This window comes from Caldanaerobacter subterraneus subsp. tengcongensis MB4 (assembly GCF_000007085.1).
In the GTDB taxonomy this organism is placed as follows: domain Bacteria; phylum Bacillota; class Thermoanaerobacteria; order Thermoanaerobacterales; family Thermoanaerobacteraceae; genus Thermoanaerobacter; species Thermoanaerobacter subterraneus.
The window spans coordinates 1,890,456-1,906,007 of sequence record NC_003869.1 but is presented as its reverse complement, the minus strand read 5'-3'; the positions used below and the strand labels follow the sequence as shown (position 1 = coordinate 1,906,007).

Sequence of the window (15,552 nt, the reverse complement as noted above, 5' to 3'; positions counted from 1 at the left end):
TTTTTATGAGAATTTTTGAAGTGCATAAAAAGTCAGGCGTTTCGGACAGTCACATAGCCATAAAATTTAAAGGCAGAGTTTATACCTATGGAGAAGTAGATGCCTTAATTGACAAATATGCCTCTTACTTTCAATCAATAGGGGTTAAAAAAGGAGATAGAGTTGCCTTGAGCTTCCCAAATTGTCCCGAATACATATTTTCATTTATGGGAGCTTCAAAGGCAGGAGCGATTGTTGTGCCTCTTAACATGATGCTTACTTTAGAAGAAATAGGGTATATCATAATGGAGTCAGGGACTAGCGTCCTTGTAGTTCACCCTGCTATTGCTCAAAAAGTGGATAAGTCGCAGCTTGCAAGGCTTAATTTAAAAAATGTGGTGATTATGGATGAGAACACTGTTAATGAAATTTTAAAAATGAAGTCTCCTGCGCCAGTGGATATAGAATCAGGTGAAGTGTGCGCCTTTTTGTACACTTCTGGAACTACAGGCAAGCCAAAAGGTGCTATGCTTACACACGACAATTTTGTCTCTGATGTAAAAATGCTATATGATGTGTCGAGAGTGATTGACTTAGGACCCAATGATAATTTCCTTACAGTGCTTCCTCTTTTCCACAGTTTTTCCTGGACAGTCAATGTGCTTTTAGGGCTTTACCTGGGTTCTACCATAACTCTTAAAGAAACTTTTATGCCGAAAGATACGCTGGAGACCCTCATACAGGAAGACATAACTGTTTTTTGCGGTGTTCCCTCTATGTTTGCAGTATTGATGAGAATGGCAGAAAAAGGACAATTTAAAGCATTAAGGCTTGCAATATCTGGAGGAGCGCCGCTGGCAGCAGAAGTACAGAGGGGTTTTGAAGAAAAATTCAACTTTCCGCTTGTAGAAGGCTATGGATTAAGTGAAGCAGCCCCTGTTGCCCTTTTAAATCCTCTTGATCCAAAAGCCTTAAGAAAGCCGGGTTCCATAGGTTTTCCACTGCCAGGAGTTGAAGCAAAAATAGTTGATGAAAATGACAATGAGCTTCCAGTAGGAGAAATAGGAGAGCTTGTCCTTAAGGGGCCTAATGTAATGGTGGGTTATCACAATATGCCAGAAGAGACGGCTAAGACTTTGAGAAATGGGTGGCTACACACAGGAGACCTTGCCAAAAAAGATGAAGATGGGTATTTCTACATTGTGGATAGATTGAAGGACATGATAATAACAGGGGGGTTCAACGTATATCCAAGAGAGATTGAGGAGGTGCTTTTAACTCACCCTGCTGTTCTTGAAGCAGCTGTAGTAGGAGTTGGGGACCCTCTAAAGGGCGAAGAGATAAAAGCTTTTATAGTATTAAAAGAGGGTGCTGAAGCAGACAGAAGAGAGCTTCAATCTTTCTTAAAGGACAAAATTGCCTCCTATAAAATCCCAAAATATTTTGAATTTGTGAAAGAACTTCCTAAAACTCCTACAGGGAAGGTGAATAAAAAACTTTTAAAACAGATGTAAGGTGAAGTCAGATGAGAGATTCTAAATTCTGGGATTTTGCATATTTTGTAACAGACCTGATGATACTCAATGTCCTGTGGCTTTTAGCTTCACTGCCTGTTATCACTGTTTTTCACTCTACAGATGCCCTATTTTATTCTATACGCCTTTTGAGAAAGGATGAGGGAGGAAGCGCCTTAAGGGAGTTTTGGAGAGGATTTGTAAAGCACTTCTGGTGGATGACAGCAAATTTCTTTATCACGGCGTTGACTCTCTTTATACTCTATGTGGACATACAGTTTTTTACTCACCAGCGCTCCTCCTTTGGCTATATTTTAAGCGGGCTTCTTCTCTCAATGGGACTTATGTTTTTAATAACTTTAATTTACACTTTCTTAACAGTGCAGTATTACGAAGGCAATCTTTTAGGGCTTTGGAAGACATCTTTTGTACTGGGGTTAGGACATTTGCCCCAGACAATTCTTATAATAGGCATAATAGCACTTGCTTTCTTTGTGCTTCAGGTTGTACCAATAACTTTTTTCCTCATTTTAATAAGTGGAACGGCATATCTTATAGACATTGTCTTTGAAGGGATTGTAAAAAAGTACATAAAGAAAGATTAGTGATTTACATTTTAGCAAATCTCTACAAGAAGTTCTTATTCTCATATGAAAGCTTCATCTCAAATAAATGGGATGAGGCTTTTATTATTGTGGTATAATCAATTATAGAGAATATCAAAGAGGTGTGTCAAAATTGGAAAAAGATGAATTGGTAAAATTTTGGCTTGAAACAGCTGAGAAAGATTACAATACTATGCTTCATTTATATGAAAGTAAAGATTATCATTGGAGCCTTTTTATGGGGCATTTAGTAATTGAAAAATTGCTAAAAGCATTGTATGTTAAAAATATAGGTCCCGATGTACCAAGGACACATGATTTATTGAGAATAGCTGAAAAAATTGGGATTTCTTTAACTGAACAAACGAGAGATTATTTTGATTTACTTACTACCTTTAACATAACTGCTAGATATCCTGATTATAAGCAAACTTTTTATAAAAAATGTACTCCTGAATTTACAGCGTCAATTATTAATGTCGTAAAGGAGTTGAGAGAATGGATACTGATGTTGATAGAAAAATGATACAAAAATTAGTAAAAGAATACATTGACTTAGTGAAAAAAGAAATAAATGTCAAAAATGCTTATTTATTTGGTTCTTATGCAAGAGGGAAATATGATGAAAACAGTGATATAGATATTGCTATAGTTAGTGATGACTTTACAGGAGATATGATTGAAGATACGTTTAGACTAATGAGGCTGAGGAGAAAGATTGATATGCGTATTGAACCACACCCTTTTAGAACAGTGGATTTTGATGTTTCTAATCCTTATGTAAAAGAAATTGTAACTAAGGGGATTAAGGTTGTATAGCTATAAAGCTTCATCTCAAATAAATGGGATGAGGCTTTTATTATTGTGGTATAATCAATTATAGAGAATATCAAAGAGGTGTTAAATATGGGAGAACTGGTGGGTTGTTACCTGATGCCTCATCCTCCTATAATTGTGCACGAGGTAGGGCGCGGAGAAGAAAGAAAAATACAAAAGACAATTGACTCTCTTGAAAATATTTCCCAAGAAATAAAACAAAAGCGGCCGGACACGGTGATAGTGATAACACCCCATGGCTATGTATTTAAAGATGCTGTTTCAATAACTACATTACCTTCTCTAGAAGGAGATTTATCTCAATTTGGCGCAAGAGAAGTAAAATTTAAATTTGAAAATGATTTAGACCTGGCAAGAGAAATAATGGAAGAGACGAAGAAAAGGAACATACCAATAGCAGAAGTAAGTGAGGAACTGATAAAAAAATACGTACTTCCCAAAAAACTTGACCACGGGACAATTGTACCTTTATACTTTGTTACCAAACATTACCCTGATTTCAAATTAATCCACATGTCTTATGGCTTTTTGCCTTTTGAAAAGCTTTATGAGTTTGGCGTTGCAATCAAAGATGCAATAAATAAATCGGATAGAAGGGTAGTCTTCATAGCAAGTGGTGACTTATCCCATAAACTGACGCCAAACAGCCCAAATGGTTACACTCCAAAAGGAGAAGTTTTTGACAAGACCCTTTTACAATTGCTTTCAGAGATGAAAGTAGAAGAAGTAATAAGAATGGATAAGGATTTGATAGAAGAAGCTGCCGAATGTGGTTTTAGATCTGTCTGCGTAATGCTGGGAGTCTTGGATGGATATGAAGTCAATGCTAAAGTTCTTTCCCACGAAGGTCCTTTTGGAGTCGGGTATGGTGTTGCAAAATTTGATGTAACAGGCTATAAAAGCACAAGTTTACTTGAAAGATTTTCTACAATAGAAGAAGACCCTTATGTGAAACTTGCTAAGGAAAGCCTTGAATACTATGTGAAATACAGGCGTCCCATGCCTGTCCCCGAAGGGCTTCCTGAGGAAATGTACAGAAGAAAAGCGGGAGTTTTTGTGACCCTTCACAAAAAGGGAGAGCTTAGAGGCTGTATAGGAACAGTAGTTCCGCAGAAGAAAAACGTAGCTGAAGAGATAATAAGAAACGCTATAAGTGCAGGTTTTGAAGACCCCCGTTTTCCCCCGGTTAGAGAGGAAGAGCTTCCCGAAATCGAATATTCTGTCGATGTATTAATGCCTACGCAGCCTGTGAAATCAAAAGATGAGCTTGACCCCAAAAGATATGGAGTTATTGTGAGAAAAGGATTTAGGGCAGGACTTTTACTGCCTGATATAGAGGGAGTGGACACTGTGGAGGAGCAGCTTTCCATTGCTTTGAGAAAAGCTGGGATTAGGCCCGATGAAGACTACACAATTGAGAAGTTTGAAGTTGAAAGGCACGAACAAAGGGTGTTTTAAATGCTAAAAGAAGCCATGTTTTATGAAAAATTAGAAAATAATGCCATTAGGTGCCGGCTATGCCCTCACAACTGCTATATCACTGAAGGGCGATACGGTATATGCGGGGTCAGAAAAAACGTAGGTGGCAGACTTTTTTCAGAAAATTACGGAGTGATAACTTCTATTGCCTTGGACCCTATAGAGAAAAAGCCCCTTTATCATTTTTATCCTGGCACTTACATCTTTTCTGTAGGTACTTACGGCTGCAATTTAAAATGCAAGTTTTGTCAAAATTGGGAAATTGCTCATCAAAAGTGGGAGGGGGACTTTATCTCGCCTCAAGACCTCATACTCCACGCAAAGAGGCAGAGGCACAACATAGGTATAGCTTTTACTTATAATGAGCCTCTCATATGGTATGAATACGTATATGAAGGCTTGCAAGAGGCGAAAAAGCAAGGGCTGAAGACAGTTCTCGTGACAAATGGATATATAAACCCTGAACCTTTAAAAAATTTGCTTCCATATGTCGACGCGATGAATATAGATGTAAAAGCCTTTACAGAAGATTTTTACAAAAAAATAGTAGGTGGGAGATTAGATCCTGTACTAAAAACAGTGGAGGAAGCCTCAAAACACAGTCATGTAGAAATTACGAATTTGATTGTGACGGATTTAAATGACAGTGAAGAGGAGATAAGGAATTTGTCTAAATGGCTTTCCCAAATTGATAAAAATATTCCTTTACATTTTTCCAGATATTTTCCTCACTACAAGCTGACTAAGCCCCCTACTCCCATATCAACTCTGGAGAAAGCGAGGGATATTGCAAAGGAATATCTAAATTTTGTGTATGTGGGAAATGTTTTAGGAATTGACAGCAACACCTATTGCCCTTATTGTAGCAATCTTCTCATTGAAAGGCATGGATTTTATGCAAAAATAAAAGGGCTTGACGGCAATAGGTGCAGTAAATGCGGAAGTGTCATAAATGTAGTTGTATAGGTGAAAAGGCATGTTCTGCCTTTTTCTTTTTTTGTGACAATATTGAGCTTCTTTTCATATATTGTCTTTAGATTATACTTCTTTAAATTTTGGAGGGAGATTAATGGATGACATAAAAAAAGAATTTCAGAAGGCAGTCGATGCCTTAAAATACGCTATAGAGCTTTCTTTTAAAGAATACAAGAAAGACCCATCCAAAAAAGACCAGATAGTGGCCTTGTGGCAGAATACCATAGGAGAATTTTTGCAATATTTTTCTAAGATTAGTGAAAAATACAATGCAAAGGACTTGTATAAAGCTATAACAAAAGTTATGATTTTTGGCAAATAACACATTAAATTTTATCAAAAAACGGGGGCAAAATATTAATGAGCTAAAGAAAGGAGGAAAGATAAATATGGCTATTTTAAAATTTCTTTCCTCCAGAAAATTTTACTGGGGGGCTGTTGCAGCGGCTTTAGGCATGATGTTTTACCCCAAGGCTAAAGAGAATATAAAGCCCTCATTGGAGAAAAGCTTAAAAGAAATGCAGGATGCCATAAATAAAGCGGTCAAATTTTTTGATGAAAATAAACAAAAAATAACCGAAGCGATTAAGAAAAAAATAGAAGAATTAAATCAGACTGCGCAAAAAGGCAGTATAACCAAACAGAAAGAAGAGGCTTTGAACCAGTTAGAATATCTTAAAGCTAAAATTCAGGCTTTGGAGGAAGAAATAAAATCCTTAGAGTGAATTGCCTGACCTTTTAGGTTGGGCTTTTTTAATTATTGATTTTTTAAAATTTAGTGGTATAATAGTTAATGTAATGCGTTACAAAATTGCAGAAAAGATGGTTGAAATTTATTGAAAAATATTATGTAATCTGTTACATAGGAGGCTTGCGATGGCTAATATAAGAGAGGTTGCAAAGAGGGCAGGGGTTTCTGTTGCCACAGTCTCAAGAGTTTTAAATAACAGCGATTTGGTGTCAGAAGAAACACGTGAGAGGGTTTTGAAAGCCATAAAAGAGCTAAATTACCATCCCAATCTTCTTGGCAGAAATTTAAGGCGCTTAAAAACGAAAATGGTACTGGCACTTATGCCAAACGTGTCGAACCCCTTTTATGCAAGAGTTGTAAAGGGAATAGAAGATGTAGCTCATAAAAATGGGTACAATGTAATGCTTTGCAACACAGATTCAGACCCTGAGAGGGAAAAAGCGTATTTGGACCTTTTGAAAAATAAGCTGGCAGATGGAGTCATCCTCATGGCATCAGTTATGGGAAAAGACGAGTTAACTCTTCTGGCTAAAAATTACCCTGTAGTTCAATGCTGTGAATACATAGAAGGAGCGGGTGCATCTTACGTCTCTATAGACAATTTTTCTGCTGCCTATAAAGCTGTAAAGCACCTTATAAATTTGGGCCTCAGGAGGATAGCACTGATTACCTGTAAAAACGACTTTATTTCCACCAGGCAAAGAGAAACAGGATACAGAAAGGCCCTGGAGGATGCGAATATAGAATTTGATGAAAATTTGATAAAATATGGAGATTACAGTTTTAAAAGCGGGATGAGAGCGGCCAGACAGCTTTTATCTTTAGAAGAAAAGCCTACTGCCATATTTGCAATTTCTGACATAATGGCCATCGGAGCTATAAAGGCTTTAAAAGAAGAGGGATTTAAGGTTCCAGAAGATGTAGCAGTTGTAGGATTTGACGATATAAGCTTTGCCTCCATGTACGACCCGGCCCTTACCACGGTATCTCAGCCCAAATACGATTTGGGATGTATCGCGATGGAAGTCCTCTTAAAGCATATTGAAGGGGAACTGGAAGATCCGCAGAGAATTTTTCTGGAGCACGAGCTTGTTATAAGAGAGTCAACAGTCAAGTATTAAAAATTGCCCTTTGAGGCAATTTTCAAAATAAACAGCAAAGGGAGGAAGAAAAATGTCCAAGGAAAAAGTGAGAGTAGGAATAATTGGTTGCGGAGGGATAGCTTTTGGAAAGCACATGCCCTCTTTGGCAAAGCTTGATAACGTTGAAATGGTGGCCTTTTGCGACATCATAGAGGAGAGGGCTAGGAAGGCAGCAAAGGAATACGGAACAGACGATGCGAAAGTGTACACAGATTACAGAAAGCTTTTAGAAGACAAGACTATAGACGTAGTGCACGTCTGCACACCGAATAAGTCTCATGCAGGCATAACTGTGGATGCTCTTTACGCCGGAAAGCATGTAATGTGTGAAAAGCCAATGGCAAAGACTGCAGAAGGCGCAAGAAAGATGGTAGAAGCTTATAAGAAGACAGGCAAAAAGCTTACAATAGGGTATCAGAATCGCTTCAGGCCAGATTCGCAGTATTTACATAAGATTTGCCAGAATGGAGAGCTTGGCGAAGTTTATTTTGCAAAGGCATATGCAGTGAGGCGCCGTGCTGTTCCCACATGGGGGGTTTTCTTGGATGAAGAAGAGCAGGGAGGAGGTCCTCTAATCGATATAGGAACCCATTCTCTCGATTTAACCCTTTGGATGATGAACAATTACAAGCCTAGGATGGTGGTTGGCACAGTGTACCACAAACTTGGCAAGATGGCAAACGCGGCAAACGCATGGGGACCATGGGACCCTGAAAAATTCACAGTAGAAGATTCTGCCTTTGGGTTTATAGTCATGGAAAATGGCGCTACCATCATATTAGAATCCAGCTGGGCTTTGAACACACTGGATGTCGGGGAAGCGATGACGACTCTCTGCGGGACAGAAGGCGGAGCCGATATGAGAGATGGGCTTCGCATAAATGGCGAGAGGTTTGGACGCCTTTACACTACAAAAGTATCTTTTGACATAGGCGGTGTCGCGTATTACGAAGGGAAAGGAGAAGACCCCGGGTATCTGGAAGCCAAGTCCTGGATAGATGCCATTGTAAATGACAGAGAACCGGTTGTAAAGCCAGAAGAAGCTTTGGTGGTAAGCGAGATATTAGAGGCTATTTACACATCAGCTAAGACAGGAAAGCCTGTATACTTTAATAAGTAATGGAGGTTTATGTATGAAAAAACTCAGATACGCATGTGTCGGTGCAGGTGCAGTTGCTGATTACAAGCACCTACTCGGTTATTCAAGATTAAAAGATGTTGAAATTGTAGCCATATCTGACCCGGATGTTGGGGCGGCTAAGAGGCTGGCAGAGAAGTACAGTATTCCTCATGTTTACGAAAACTATGAAGAAATGTTTGAAAAAGAAAAACTTGATCTAATTAGCATATGTACTCCTAATTATTTGCATGCCCCTATTTCTATAAAAGCGATGGAGAAGGGAATTCACATCCACTGCGAAAAGCCCATGACTTTAAATGCCAAAGAGGCCCACAAAGTAATTGAAGCGAAGAATAAATACAAGACAAAATTTATGGTGGGATTAAATAACAGATTTACAAACGAATCTTACTTTGTAAAAAAGTACATAGAAGAAGGCTATCTTGGAGAAATATACCATGTAAAGACGGGATGGAGGAGGAGAAGAGGCATTCCGGGTAAAGGCGGATGGTTTACCACAAAAAAATTATCTGGAGGAGGGCCTTTGATAGATTTGGGCGTGCATTTTATTGACCTGGTCATGTATTTTATGGATTATCCGGAGGTTAAGTCCGTTTCAGCAGCTACCTACTCTAAATTTTCAAATAGTACTAGCTGGAATGGATGGAGTGAAGCAAAATCAGGCAATGGCATTTACAATGTAGAGGATATGGCAGTGGGATTTATAAGACTTAAAAATGGTACTACAATTGACTTTGAATTTAGCTGGGCCTCCAATATTGAGGGAGATTACAACTACTATGAAATTTTAGGAGATAAAGGCGGTATATGGTTCAAAAATGGTCAGATAAAGGTATTTTCAGAAGTTGTGAATACTTTAGTGGACATAATACCAAATACAAACTATCCCAAGAAGCCTTTAGACGAGTTTGAACACTTTGTAAACTGCATAAAAGAAGGTAAAGAACCTTTGGCTTCAGCGGAAGAGGGAGCAAAACTTATGGAAATAATAGATGCGGCGTATCTGTCCGCTGAAAAGGGAGTTGAAATAGTTCTTTAAGGGGGAAGTTAGGATGCTACCTATTGCGCTTCAGCTTTATACTGTTAGGGAAGAAGCACAGAAAGACTTTACAGGCACTCTTGAAAAAGTGGCAGAGATGGGATATGAAGGTGTAGAATTTGCAGGATATGGCGGATTAAAGGCAAGCGAACTTAAAAAGGTTTTAGATAGGACTGGTCTTAAGGCAGCCGGGTCGCATGTGGGTATAGAGTTACTGAAGAAGGATTTAAACGGAGTTTTAGAGTATAGCCTTGAAATAGGGAACAGGTATATAGTGTGTCCCGGCGTTCCCTATAAATCAAAAGAGGACTATATTGAGATGGCAAAGTTTTTCAATGAAGTAGGGGAAAGGTGCAAAGAAAAAGGGCTTATTTTCTGCTATCACAATCACGCCCATGAATTTGAAATTTATGATGGAGAATACGGCCTTGATATACTTTTTAAGAATACGGATAAAGAGTCAGTGAAAGCAGAAATTGATGTCTACTGGGTAAAATACGCTGGAGTAGACCCTCTCGAATATTTAAAGAAATTTTCTGGAAGGCTTCCTCTCATTCATTTAAAAGATATGGATGGAAAGGATAGGAGCAATACAGAGATAGGGAATGGAATAATTGACTTTAAAAAGATAGTAAAAGTTGCAGAAGAAAATGGTGTGGAGTGGCTGATTGTTGAGCAGGATGAGTGCAAAAGGTCTCCCCTTGAGAGTGCAAAAATAAGCCTTGAGAATTTAAGAAGGATTTTAAAGGAGGAATTGTAATTATGTATATAGGATTTTTAACAGTGGCTTTAAGAGACATGCCTTTAAAAGAAAAAGCCAAATGGGCGAGTGAAAATGGATTTAAATCCTTAGAAGTTGCCTGCTGGCCTAAAGATAACACTAGGGATTATTCAGGCACTGACATAGACGTGGAAACTTTGACAGAGGAAGAAGCAGAAGAGATAAAAAAATATTTTAAAGAGTACGGGCTCACAATTTCTTCTTTAGCATATTATGACAATAACCTGGATAAAGACCCTGAAAAGAGGAAATTTATAAACAACCATCTTAAAAAATGCATTGATGCGGCTAAAATGCTGGGCACTGATATGGTAGGAACCTTTGTTGGAAGAAACATTGAAAAGAGCATAAAAGACAATTTTGACGAATTTGAGAGGGTTTTTACGGATATAATAAAGTATGCTGAAGACAGAGGTGTGAAAATCATAATAGAAAACTGCCCTATGGAGGGCTGGCAGGTACACGGGCTTCCTGGGACAATATCCTTTACGCCGGAACTCTGGGAAGAAATGTTTAGAAGGATTCCATCCCCAAACTTTGGATTGAATTTGGACCCCTCTCACCTTGTGTGGCAGTTTATAGACTACATAGAAGTCATACCAGAATTCAAAGACAGAATATTCCACGTCCACGCAAAAGACACGGAAATTTTTGAGGATAAACTGAGAAGATACGGAATTTTTGGAAGGCAGCTCTCACCTGGAATGGGATATTGGAGGTACAGAATGCCAGGCATGGGAAAAGTCGATTGGGAAAGGTTTATAAAAACGTTGAAGGAAAGCGGATATGATGGAGTTATAAGCATAGAGCACGAAGACCCTGTGTATGAGGGTAGCGAAGAAAAAGTAAAAGAAGGACTTCTTTTAGGATTAAAATACCTAAAACAGTTTATATAAGGCTCAACTTTAAGTTGGGCCTTTTTTGTAAATATTTTAAAACTGTGGTATAATCGAAATTGACAGGATGAGGTGAAAAAATGGTCACATCTAAAATAGCTGAAATCCTCGTAGAAATCTTCATCGTTATGGCTGTCGGTTATTACGTAGCTTATATAAAGCTTGTAAAAGAAGAACATTTCAAGATGCTAGCAGATTTAACCATTTTGGTTGCAACTCCACTGCTTATATTCTACAGCATGTATGTAAATTACACTCCAGAGCTATTAAAAGCCTCTTACAAATTGCCTCTTGTGAGCTCTTTTACTGTGGTTTTAACTTTACTGATTTCTGCTTTTATTTTTAAACTACTTAAGGTTCCAGAAGAGAAGAAAAATGCTCTGTACGCTCTTTCTTCCTTTAGCAATACTATATTTTTGGGTCTCCCAATAAATATGGCACTATTTGGGGATATAAGCCTTCCATATGTCATCCTCTACGATTTGGGGCATACACCTTTATTCTGGACTTTAGGCATCTGGGTTTTATCTGATGATAAATCTTTTGATGTAAAAGGACTTAAACAGATTTTAAATCCCTCTTTTATTTCCATAGTTTTAAGCTTTATGGTAGCATCACTGCGAATACATGTACCAGAGGTCATAATGAAGAGCGCTTATATGATAGGGAGTATAGCAATTCCAATGGCCCTTTTATTTATAGGGATGAATATGTACGTCATAGAAAAAGGAGACTTAAACTATTTGCTCTTTATTCCTGCTTTGATAAAGCTAATTTTAACCCCCTTAATCGCTTTTTTATTGGTCTATTATCTGAACCTGCCTGTTATTGCCAAGAAAGTTGCTGTACTTGAAGCTGCAATGCCCACAATGATTACTGTGGCAATTGTCGCAAGGCAGATGAGTGAAAAGAACGGCTTTGCTTCTACAGTAGTCTTCATTGCAAACCTGCTTTCGTTTTTAACAATACCAATATTTTTGGTGTTGATAAATAAACTTTAAGTGGAGGAGTGATAGCAAGTATGTTTAAAGTTTTTGTGACAAGAGCTATTCCAGAGGAGGGACTGGAACTTTTAAGGAAGTATTGCGAAGTGGAGGTGAGCCCATATGACAGAATGCTTACCAAAGAGGAGCTTTTGGAAAAAATAAAAGACAAGGATGCAGTGATAACACAGCTTACTGACAAGGTGGATAAAGAGTTTTTTGAAGCTGCCAAAAATGTAAAGATTGTCGCAAATTATGCTGTGGGCTTTGACAATATAGATCTAGAAGAAGCTACAAAAAGGGGAGTTTACATAACAAATACGCCCGATGTCTTGACAAATGCTACTGCAGAACTAGCTTGGGCTCTTTTATTTGCTGCAGCGAGAAGAGTGGTAGAAGCGGATAAATTCATGAGGGCAGGTAAATTTCAGGGCTGGGCGCCAATGCTTTTCTTAGGAAAAGGTGTAACCGGGAAAACGTTAGGAGTTATAGGCGCAGGGAGAATAGGACAAGCTTTTGCTAAAATGGCAAAAGGCTTTGAGATGAAGATTTTATATAATGCCAGAACTCCAAAACCCGAATTTGAAAAAGAGACAGGAGCCAAGTACGTTGATTTGGACACTCTCTTGAAAGAATCCGATTTTGTCTCAATACACCTTCCTTTAACACCTGAGACAAGGCATTTAATTGGAGAAAGAGAGCTAAAACTTATGAAAAATTCTGCAATATTGATAAACACAGGTAGAGGGCCTGTGGTAGATGAAAAGGCACTGGTTAAGGCTTTAAAAGAAAAATGGATTTACGCTGCAGGCTTAGACGTCTATGAAAGAGAACCAGAATTTGAAAAAGAGCTGGCCGAACTTGACAATGTTGTAATGCTTCCTCACATAGGAAGTGCAACAGAAGAAGCTAGAAGAGACATGTCAGTGCTTGTCGCCCAGAACATAATTGATGTGATAGAAGGAAGAGTTCCTCGCACATTGGTTAACAAGGATATTCTGAATAAAAGATAATCTTTGGGGGTCCCTTTTGGGATTCCTTTTTTAACTCCAAAAATTCCATAAAGGCCAATAAAAAATTTAGAAATAAAGGAGGATTTTTTGGATTTGTGTAGAATTAATATAATGAAAGCAATAAAAATCCACAAATAATGTTAGGATTTTAACATCTTATAACATAGGAGAGGGTGTAGATGCTTGTTTCAACGAGGAGGGAAAAGATTAAGGAAATCATCTTAAAGAAAAAAGCTGTCAAGGTTTCAGAACTGTGTGAAATATTCAAAGTCTCAGACGAAACAATAAGAAGGGATTTAGAGGAACTTGAGAGACAGGGGCTTATTGAGAGAAATTACGGAGGAGCAGTATTGAAAGAAAATATAGTAGTTCCTCCCCTTGTCAAAAGGTTTAAAGAGCACATAGAGGAAAAGCAGAGAATTGCTGCAAAAGCTGTAACAGAGATTAAAGAGGGAAATGTCATATTCTTAGATGCAGGATCTACCACCTATCATATAGCTAAGGCCATAAAGAGTTTAAAAGGCATAACAGTTATCACAAATGCTTTAAATGTTGCTACAGAACTCTCTACCAATCCAGACATTAACCTTTTTATCACTGGTGGCAAATTAAAACATGACAATCAGTCTATGGTAGGTTTCGAAACTGTAAACTGCATAGGCAAGTACAACATAGATATATTGTTTTTAGGAACTGGCGGCATATCTGTAGAAAAAGGGCTTACCACTTCGGATATTTTTGAAGCCGAAGCTAAAAAGGCCATGATAAGGTCTGCCAGCAGAGTGATTGTGGTTGCCGATAGTAGTAAATTTGGAAAAGTTGCTATGGTGTCCTTTGCTACCTTTAACGATATTGAGAAGATAATAACTGCAGGGGAGGAAAACAGAGAAATAGTGAAGCAGCTAACAGAGTATGTGAAGATTGAAATAGTGTAATTATGTTTGAAAGGAAGATGGAGATGATTAACAAGGTAGCTGAGTATCTTTCACGAGAAGGTTTTTATTTTTACGAAAAATCATTTAGAAAGTTTTCAGAAGACATTTATATTTTTGTTGTAAAAAAGGCAAATGAAAAGAGCATTGGCCTTTTAACACAAGGGGATTTTACACTTTCTTCTCCCTATTTCACCGAAAGGAAATATTTAAAAGAAATAGGCTATTATTTAAATCTTTACCCACTGACTTATGAAAATTTTGTAATTTTAAAAGACAAGTTTAGTATTGCGCCATCTCCATGTAATAAAAAAGTCTCCTTTGGAATGGGCGATAGGTTAGGGCTTGTTACTGCTGCTCATATTAGAGCAGTAGAGAATTACGATGTCTTCCCTGTTTTAGCTCAGCAATCTCCCAGAGAGCTTATGAAAACCCATCGGAGTTTCAAAGAGGCTATTTTAAAAGCGATTTTGGGTGTGCTGGAAGAAGGATATACAGGGAAATTTGGTGCAGACGCTGACCACATAAAAGATGAAAATTATTTGATGGAGGCAATTGATGCAGGCTATACCATGTATACTCTTGATTTAAGTGATATGCTGGTGAAACTATCAGACTATACAGAATCCCAGTTAAAAGAAAAAGCGGAGAAGTTAAATATTACAAGCAAGAGGATAATTGAAAGATTTAAAGGCAAAAAATTTGTGATGCCAACAAAAGAAGCTTTTACAGTTTCAGAAGAGGAATTGTATAAATCTGCTCTCACTTATGAAAAAGCCATGGACTTCGTAGAAAAAGTGTATGGTATTCTGAAGGATAAAGTAAAAAATTTTGACCTAGAGATTTCAATTGACGAAGGAGACAAAGACACAACAGTAGAAGATCACATATTTGTCGCTGAATATCTGCATGAGAAAGGGATAGATTTCTGGAGTTTGGCCCCTAAATTTCCTGGGGAATTTCAAAAGGCCATAGATTATATAGGCGATGTGGATAAATTTGCTGTAGAATTGAAGAAACATCAATTTCTCTCCAGAGAATTTGGAGGATACAAATTGAGTCTTCATTCTGGAAGTGATAAATTTAGCATTTACAAAGTATTCAGCGAAATCACCGAAGGGGAATTTCACATAAAAACTTCTGGCACGAGCTGGCTTCAGGCAGTTAATTTGATTTTTGAAAAAGACAAAGAGCTTTTTAAAGAACTTTACCAGATTGCCCTTTATAACCTTGAAGAAAGTAAAAAAGCCTACAAAGTGCTGATTGATAAGAAGGACTTTCCTGAAAATATAAACTTGGAAGACTCTCAGATTGTTTCAAAGCCGGAAATTAAGCAGCTTTTCCACATCTCTTATGGAGTTTTACTGGAAGAAAGGAAAAAACAAATTTTTGAAGTTTTAAATAAGTACGAAGAGGAGCATTACGAATTTGTCAGAAAAAATATTGAAAATCACTTTAAAGAGATATTCAGTAAATAAAGAAAGG

The 15,552-nt window shown here is 37.8% G+C and carries 17 protein-coding genes; all 17 read left to right on the top strand.

Annotated elements, in window-relative coordinates:
• Positions 1 to 5 precede the first annotated feature (5 nt).
• The 17 genes from TTE_RS09395 to TTE_RS09315 all read left to right on the top strand — a co-directional run bounded on the left by TTE_RS09395 (position 6) and on the right by TTE_RS09315 (position 15,545).
• Positions 6 to 1,493, top strand: coding sequence for a long-chain-fatty-acid--CoA ligase (locus TTE_RS09395; RefSeq protein WP_009609962.1), 1,488 nt, complete (start codon positions 6 to 8; stop codon positions 1,491 to 1,493).
• An 11-nt stretch (positions 1,494 to 1,504) separates the two neighbouring features.
• Positions 1,505 to 2,098, top strand: a complete 594-nt coding sequence (locus tag TTE_RS09390) for a YesL family protein (RefSeq protein ID WP_009609963.1) — start codon at positions 1,505 to 1,507, stop codon at positions 2,096 to 2,098.
• Between the two features lie 124 nt (positions 2,099 to 2,222).
• The gene (locus tag TTE_RS09385; RefSeq protein ID WP_011026098.1) at positions 2,223 to 2,624 is read left to right on the top strand and encodes a HEPN domain-containing protein; all 402 of its coding nucleotides are present in this window, start codon (positions 2,223 to 2,225) and stop codon (positions 2,622 to 2,624) included.
• Entirely contained in the window at positions 2,597 to 2,917 is a 321-nt protein-coding gene (locus TTE_RS09380; protein WP_011026097.1) for a nucleotidyltransferase domain-containing protein, read from the top strand. The genes TTE_RS09385 and TTE_RS09380 overlap by 28 nt, the downstream gene beginning before the upstream one ends.
• A gap of 87 nt (positions 2,918 to 3,004) precedes the next feature.
• The gene (gene amrA / locus TTE_RS09375) at positions 3,005 to 4,393 is read left to right on the top strand and encodes an AmmeMemoRadiSam system protein A (RefSeq protein WP_009609940.1); all 1,389 of its coding nucleotides are present in this window, start codon (positions 3,005 to 3,007) and stop codon (positions 4,391 to 4,393) included.
• Complete coding sequence (amrS, locus tag TTE_RS09370; RefSeq protein WP_011026095.1) at positions 4,394 to 5,380, top strand: AmmeMemoRadiSam system radical SAM enzyme; 987 nt, start codon at positions 4,394 to 4,396, stop codon at positions 5,378 to 5,380. It abuts the gene before it with no gap.
• A gap of 103 nt (positions 5,381 to 5,483) precedes the next feature.
• Positions 5,484 to 5,711 (top strand): hypothetical protein, encoded by a 228-nt coding sequence (locus TTE_RS09365; protein WP_011026094.1) that lies wholly within the window; start codon positions 5,484 to 5,486, stop codon positions 5,709 to 5,711.
• A gap of 67 nt (positions 5,712 to 5,778) precedes the next feature.
• Positions 5,779 to 6,114, top strand: coding sequence for a hypothetical protein (locus tag TTE_RS09360; RefSeq protein WP_011026093.1), 336 nt, complete (start codon positions 5,779 to 5,781; stop codon positions 6,112 to 6,114).
• Positions 6,115 to 6,265: 151 nt separating this feature from the next.
• On the top strand, positions 6,266 to 7,261 hold the full coding sequence (locus TTE_RS09355; RefSeq protein WP_011026092.1) for a LacI family DNA-binding transcriptional regulator: 996 nt from the start codon (positions 6,266 to 6,268) through the stop codon (positions 7,259 to 7,261).
• 52 nt (positions 7,262 to 7,313) lie between these two features.
• Entirely contained in the window at positions 7,314 to 8,402 is a 1,089-nt protein-coding gene (locus tag TTE_RS09350) for a Gfo/Idh/MocA family protein (RefSeq protein WP_011026091.1), read from the top strand.
• Between the two features lie 13 nt (positions 8,403 to 8,415).
• The gene (locus TTE_RS09345) at positions 8,416 to 9,462 is read left to right on the top strand and encodes a Gfo/Idh/MocA family protein (RefSeq protein ID WP_011026090.1); all 1,047 of its coding nucleotides are present in this window, start codon (positions 8,416 to 8,418) and stop codon (positions 9,460 to 9,462) included.
• A 13-nt stretch (positions 9,463 to 9,475) separates the two neighbouring features.
• Positions 9,476 to 10,222, top strand: a complete 747-nt coding sequence (locus tag TTE_RS09340) for a sugar phosphate isomerase/epimerase family protein (RefSeq protein ID WP_009609947.1) — start codon at positions 9,476 to 9,478, stop codon at positions 10,220 to 10,222.
• Between the two features lie 2 nt (positions 10,223 to 10,224).
• Entirely contained in the window at positions 10,225 to 11,139 is a 915-nt protein-coding gene (locus TTE_RS09335) for a sugar phosphate isomerase/epimerase family protein (RefSeq protein ID WP_011026089.1), read from the top strand.
• 80 nt (positions 11,140 to 11,219) lie between these two features.
• Complete coding sequence (locus TTE_RS09330; RefSeq protein WP_011026088.1) at positions 11,220 to 12,140, top strand: AEC family transporter; 921 nt, start codon at positions 11,220 to 11,222, stop codon at positions 12,138 to 12,140.
• A 20-nt stretch (positions 12,141 to 12,160) separates the two neighbouring features.
• Positions 12,161 to 13,135: a glyoxylate reductase gene (gene gyaR / locus TTE_RS09325; RefSeq protein ID WP_011026087.1), complete on the top strand. Its 975-nt coding sequence runs from the start codon at positions 12,161 to 12,163 to the stop codon at positions 13,133 to 13,135.
• Positions 13,136 to 13,314: 179 nt separating this feature from the next.
• Positions 13,315 to 14,070, top strand: a complete 756-nt coding sequence (locus TTE_RS09320; RefSeq protein WP_009609941.1) for a DeoR/GlpR family DNA-binding transcription regulator — start codon at positions 13,315 to 13,317, stop codon at positions 14,068 to 14,070.
• Positions 14,071 to 14,093: 23 nt separating this feature from the next.
• Positions 14,094 to 15,545 (top strand): tagaturonate epimerase family protein, encoded by a 1,452-nt coding sequence (locus tag TTE_RS09315; RefSeq protein ID WP_011026086.1) that lies wholly within the window; start codon positions 14,094 to 14,096, stop codon positions 15,543 to 15,545.
• Positions 15,546 to 15,552: the final 7 nt, after the last annotated feature.

Bases quoted from the DNA above. Each gene is read 5' to 3' on its own strand.
- TTE_RS09395 (WP_009609962.1), top strand. From the start codon at position 6: ATGAGAATTTTTGAAGTGCATAAAAAGTCAGGCGTTTCGGACAGTCAC.
- TTE_RS09390 (WP_009609963.1), top strand. From the start codon at position 1,505: ATGAGAGATTCTAAATTCTGGGATTTTGCATATTTTGTAACAGACCTG.
- TTE_RS09380 (WP_011026097.1), top strand. From the start codon at position 2,597: ATGGATACTGATGTTGATAGAAAAATGATACAAAAATTAGTAAAAGAA.
- amrA (WP_009609940.1), top strand. From the start codon at position 3,005: ATGGGAGAACTGGTGGGTTGTTACCTGATGCCTCATCCTCCTATAATT.
- amrS (WP_011026095.1), top strand. From the start codon at position 4,394: ATGCTAAAAGAAGCCATGTTTTATGAAAAATTAGAAAATAATGCCATT.
- TTE_RS09365 (WP_011026094.1), top strand. From the start codon at position 5,484: ATGGATGACATAAAAAAAGAATTTCAGAAGGCAGTCGATGCCTTAAAA.
- TTE_RS09360 (WP_011026093.1), top strand. From the start codon at position 5,779: ATGGCTATTTTAAAATTTCTTTCCTCCAGAAAATTTTACTGGGGGGCT.
- TTE_RS09355 (WP_011026092.1), top strand. From the start codon at position 6,266: ATGGCTAATATAAGAGAGGTTGCAAAGAGGGCAGGGGTTTCTGTTGCC.
- TTE_RS09350 (WP_011026091.1), top strand. From the start codon at position 7,314: ATGTCCAAGGAAAAAGTGAGAGTAGGAATAATTGGTTGCGGAGGGATA.
- TTE_RS09345 (WP_011026090.1), top strand. From the start codon at position 8,416: ATGAAAAAACTCAGATACGCATGTGTCGGTGCAGGTGCAGTTGCTGAT.
- TTE_RS09340 (WP_009609947.1), top strand. From the start codon at position 9,476: ATGCTACCTATTGCGCTTCAGCTTTATACTGTTAGGGAAGAAGCACAG.
- TTE_RS09335 (WP_011026089.1), top strand. From the start codon at position 10,225: ATGTATATAGGATTTTTAACAGTGGCTTTAAGAGACATGCCTTTAAAA.
- TTE_RS09330 (WP_011026088.1), top strand. From the start codon at position 11,220: ATGGTCACATCTAAAATAGCTGAAATCCTCGTAGAAATCTTCATCGTT.
- gyaR (WP_011026087.1), top strand. From the start codon at position 12,161: ATGTTTAAAGTTTTTGTGACAAGAGCTATTCCAGAGGAGGGACTGGAA.
- TTE_RS09320 (WP_009609941.1), top strand. From the start codon at position 13,315: ATGCTTGTTTCAACGAGGAGGGAAAAGATTAAGGAAATCATCTTAAAG.
- TTE_RS09315 (WP_011026086.1), top strand. From the start codon at position 14,094: ATGATTAACAAGGTAGCTGAGTATCTTTCACGAGAAGGTTTTTATTTT.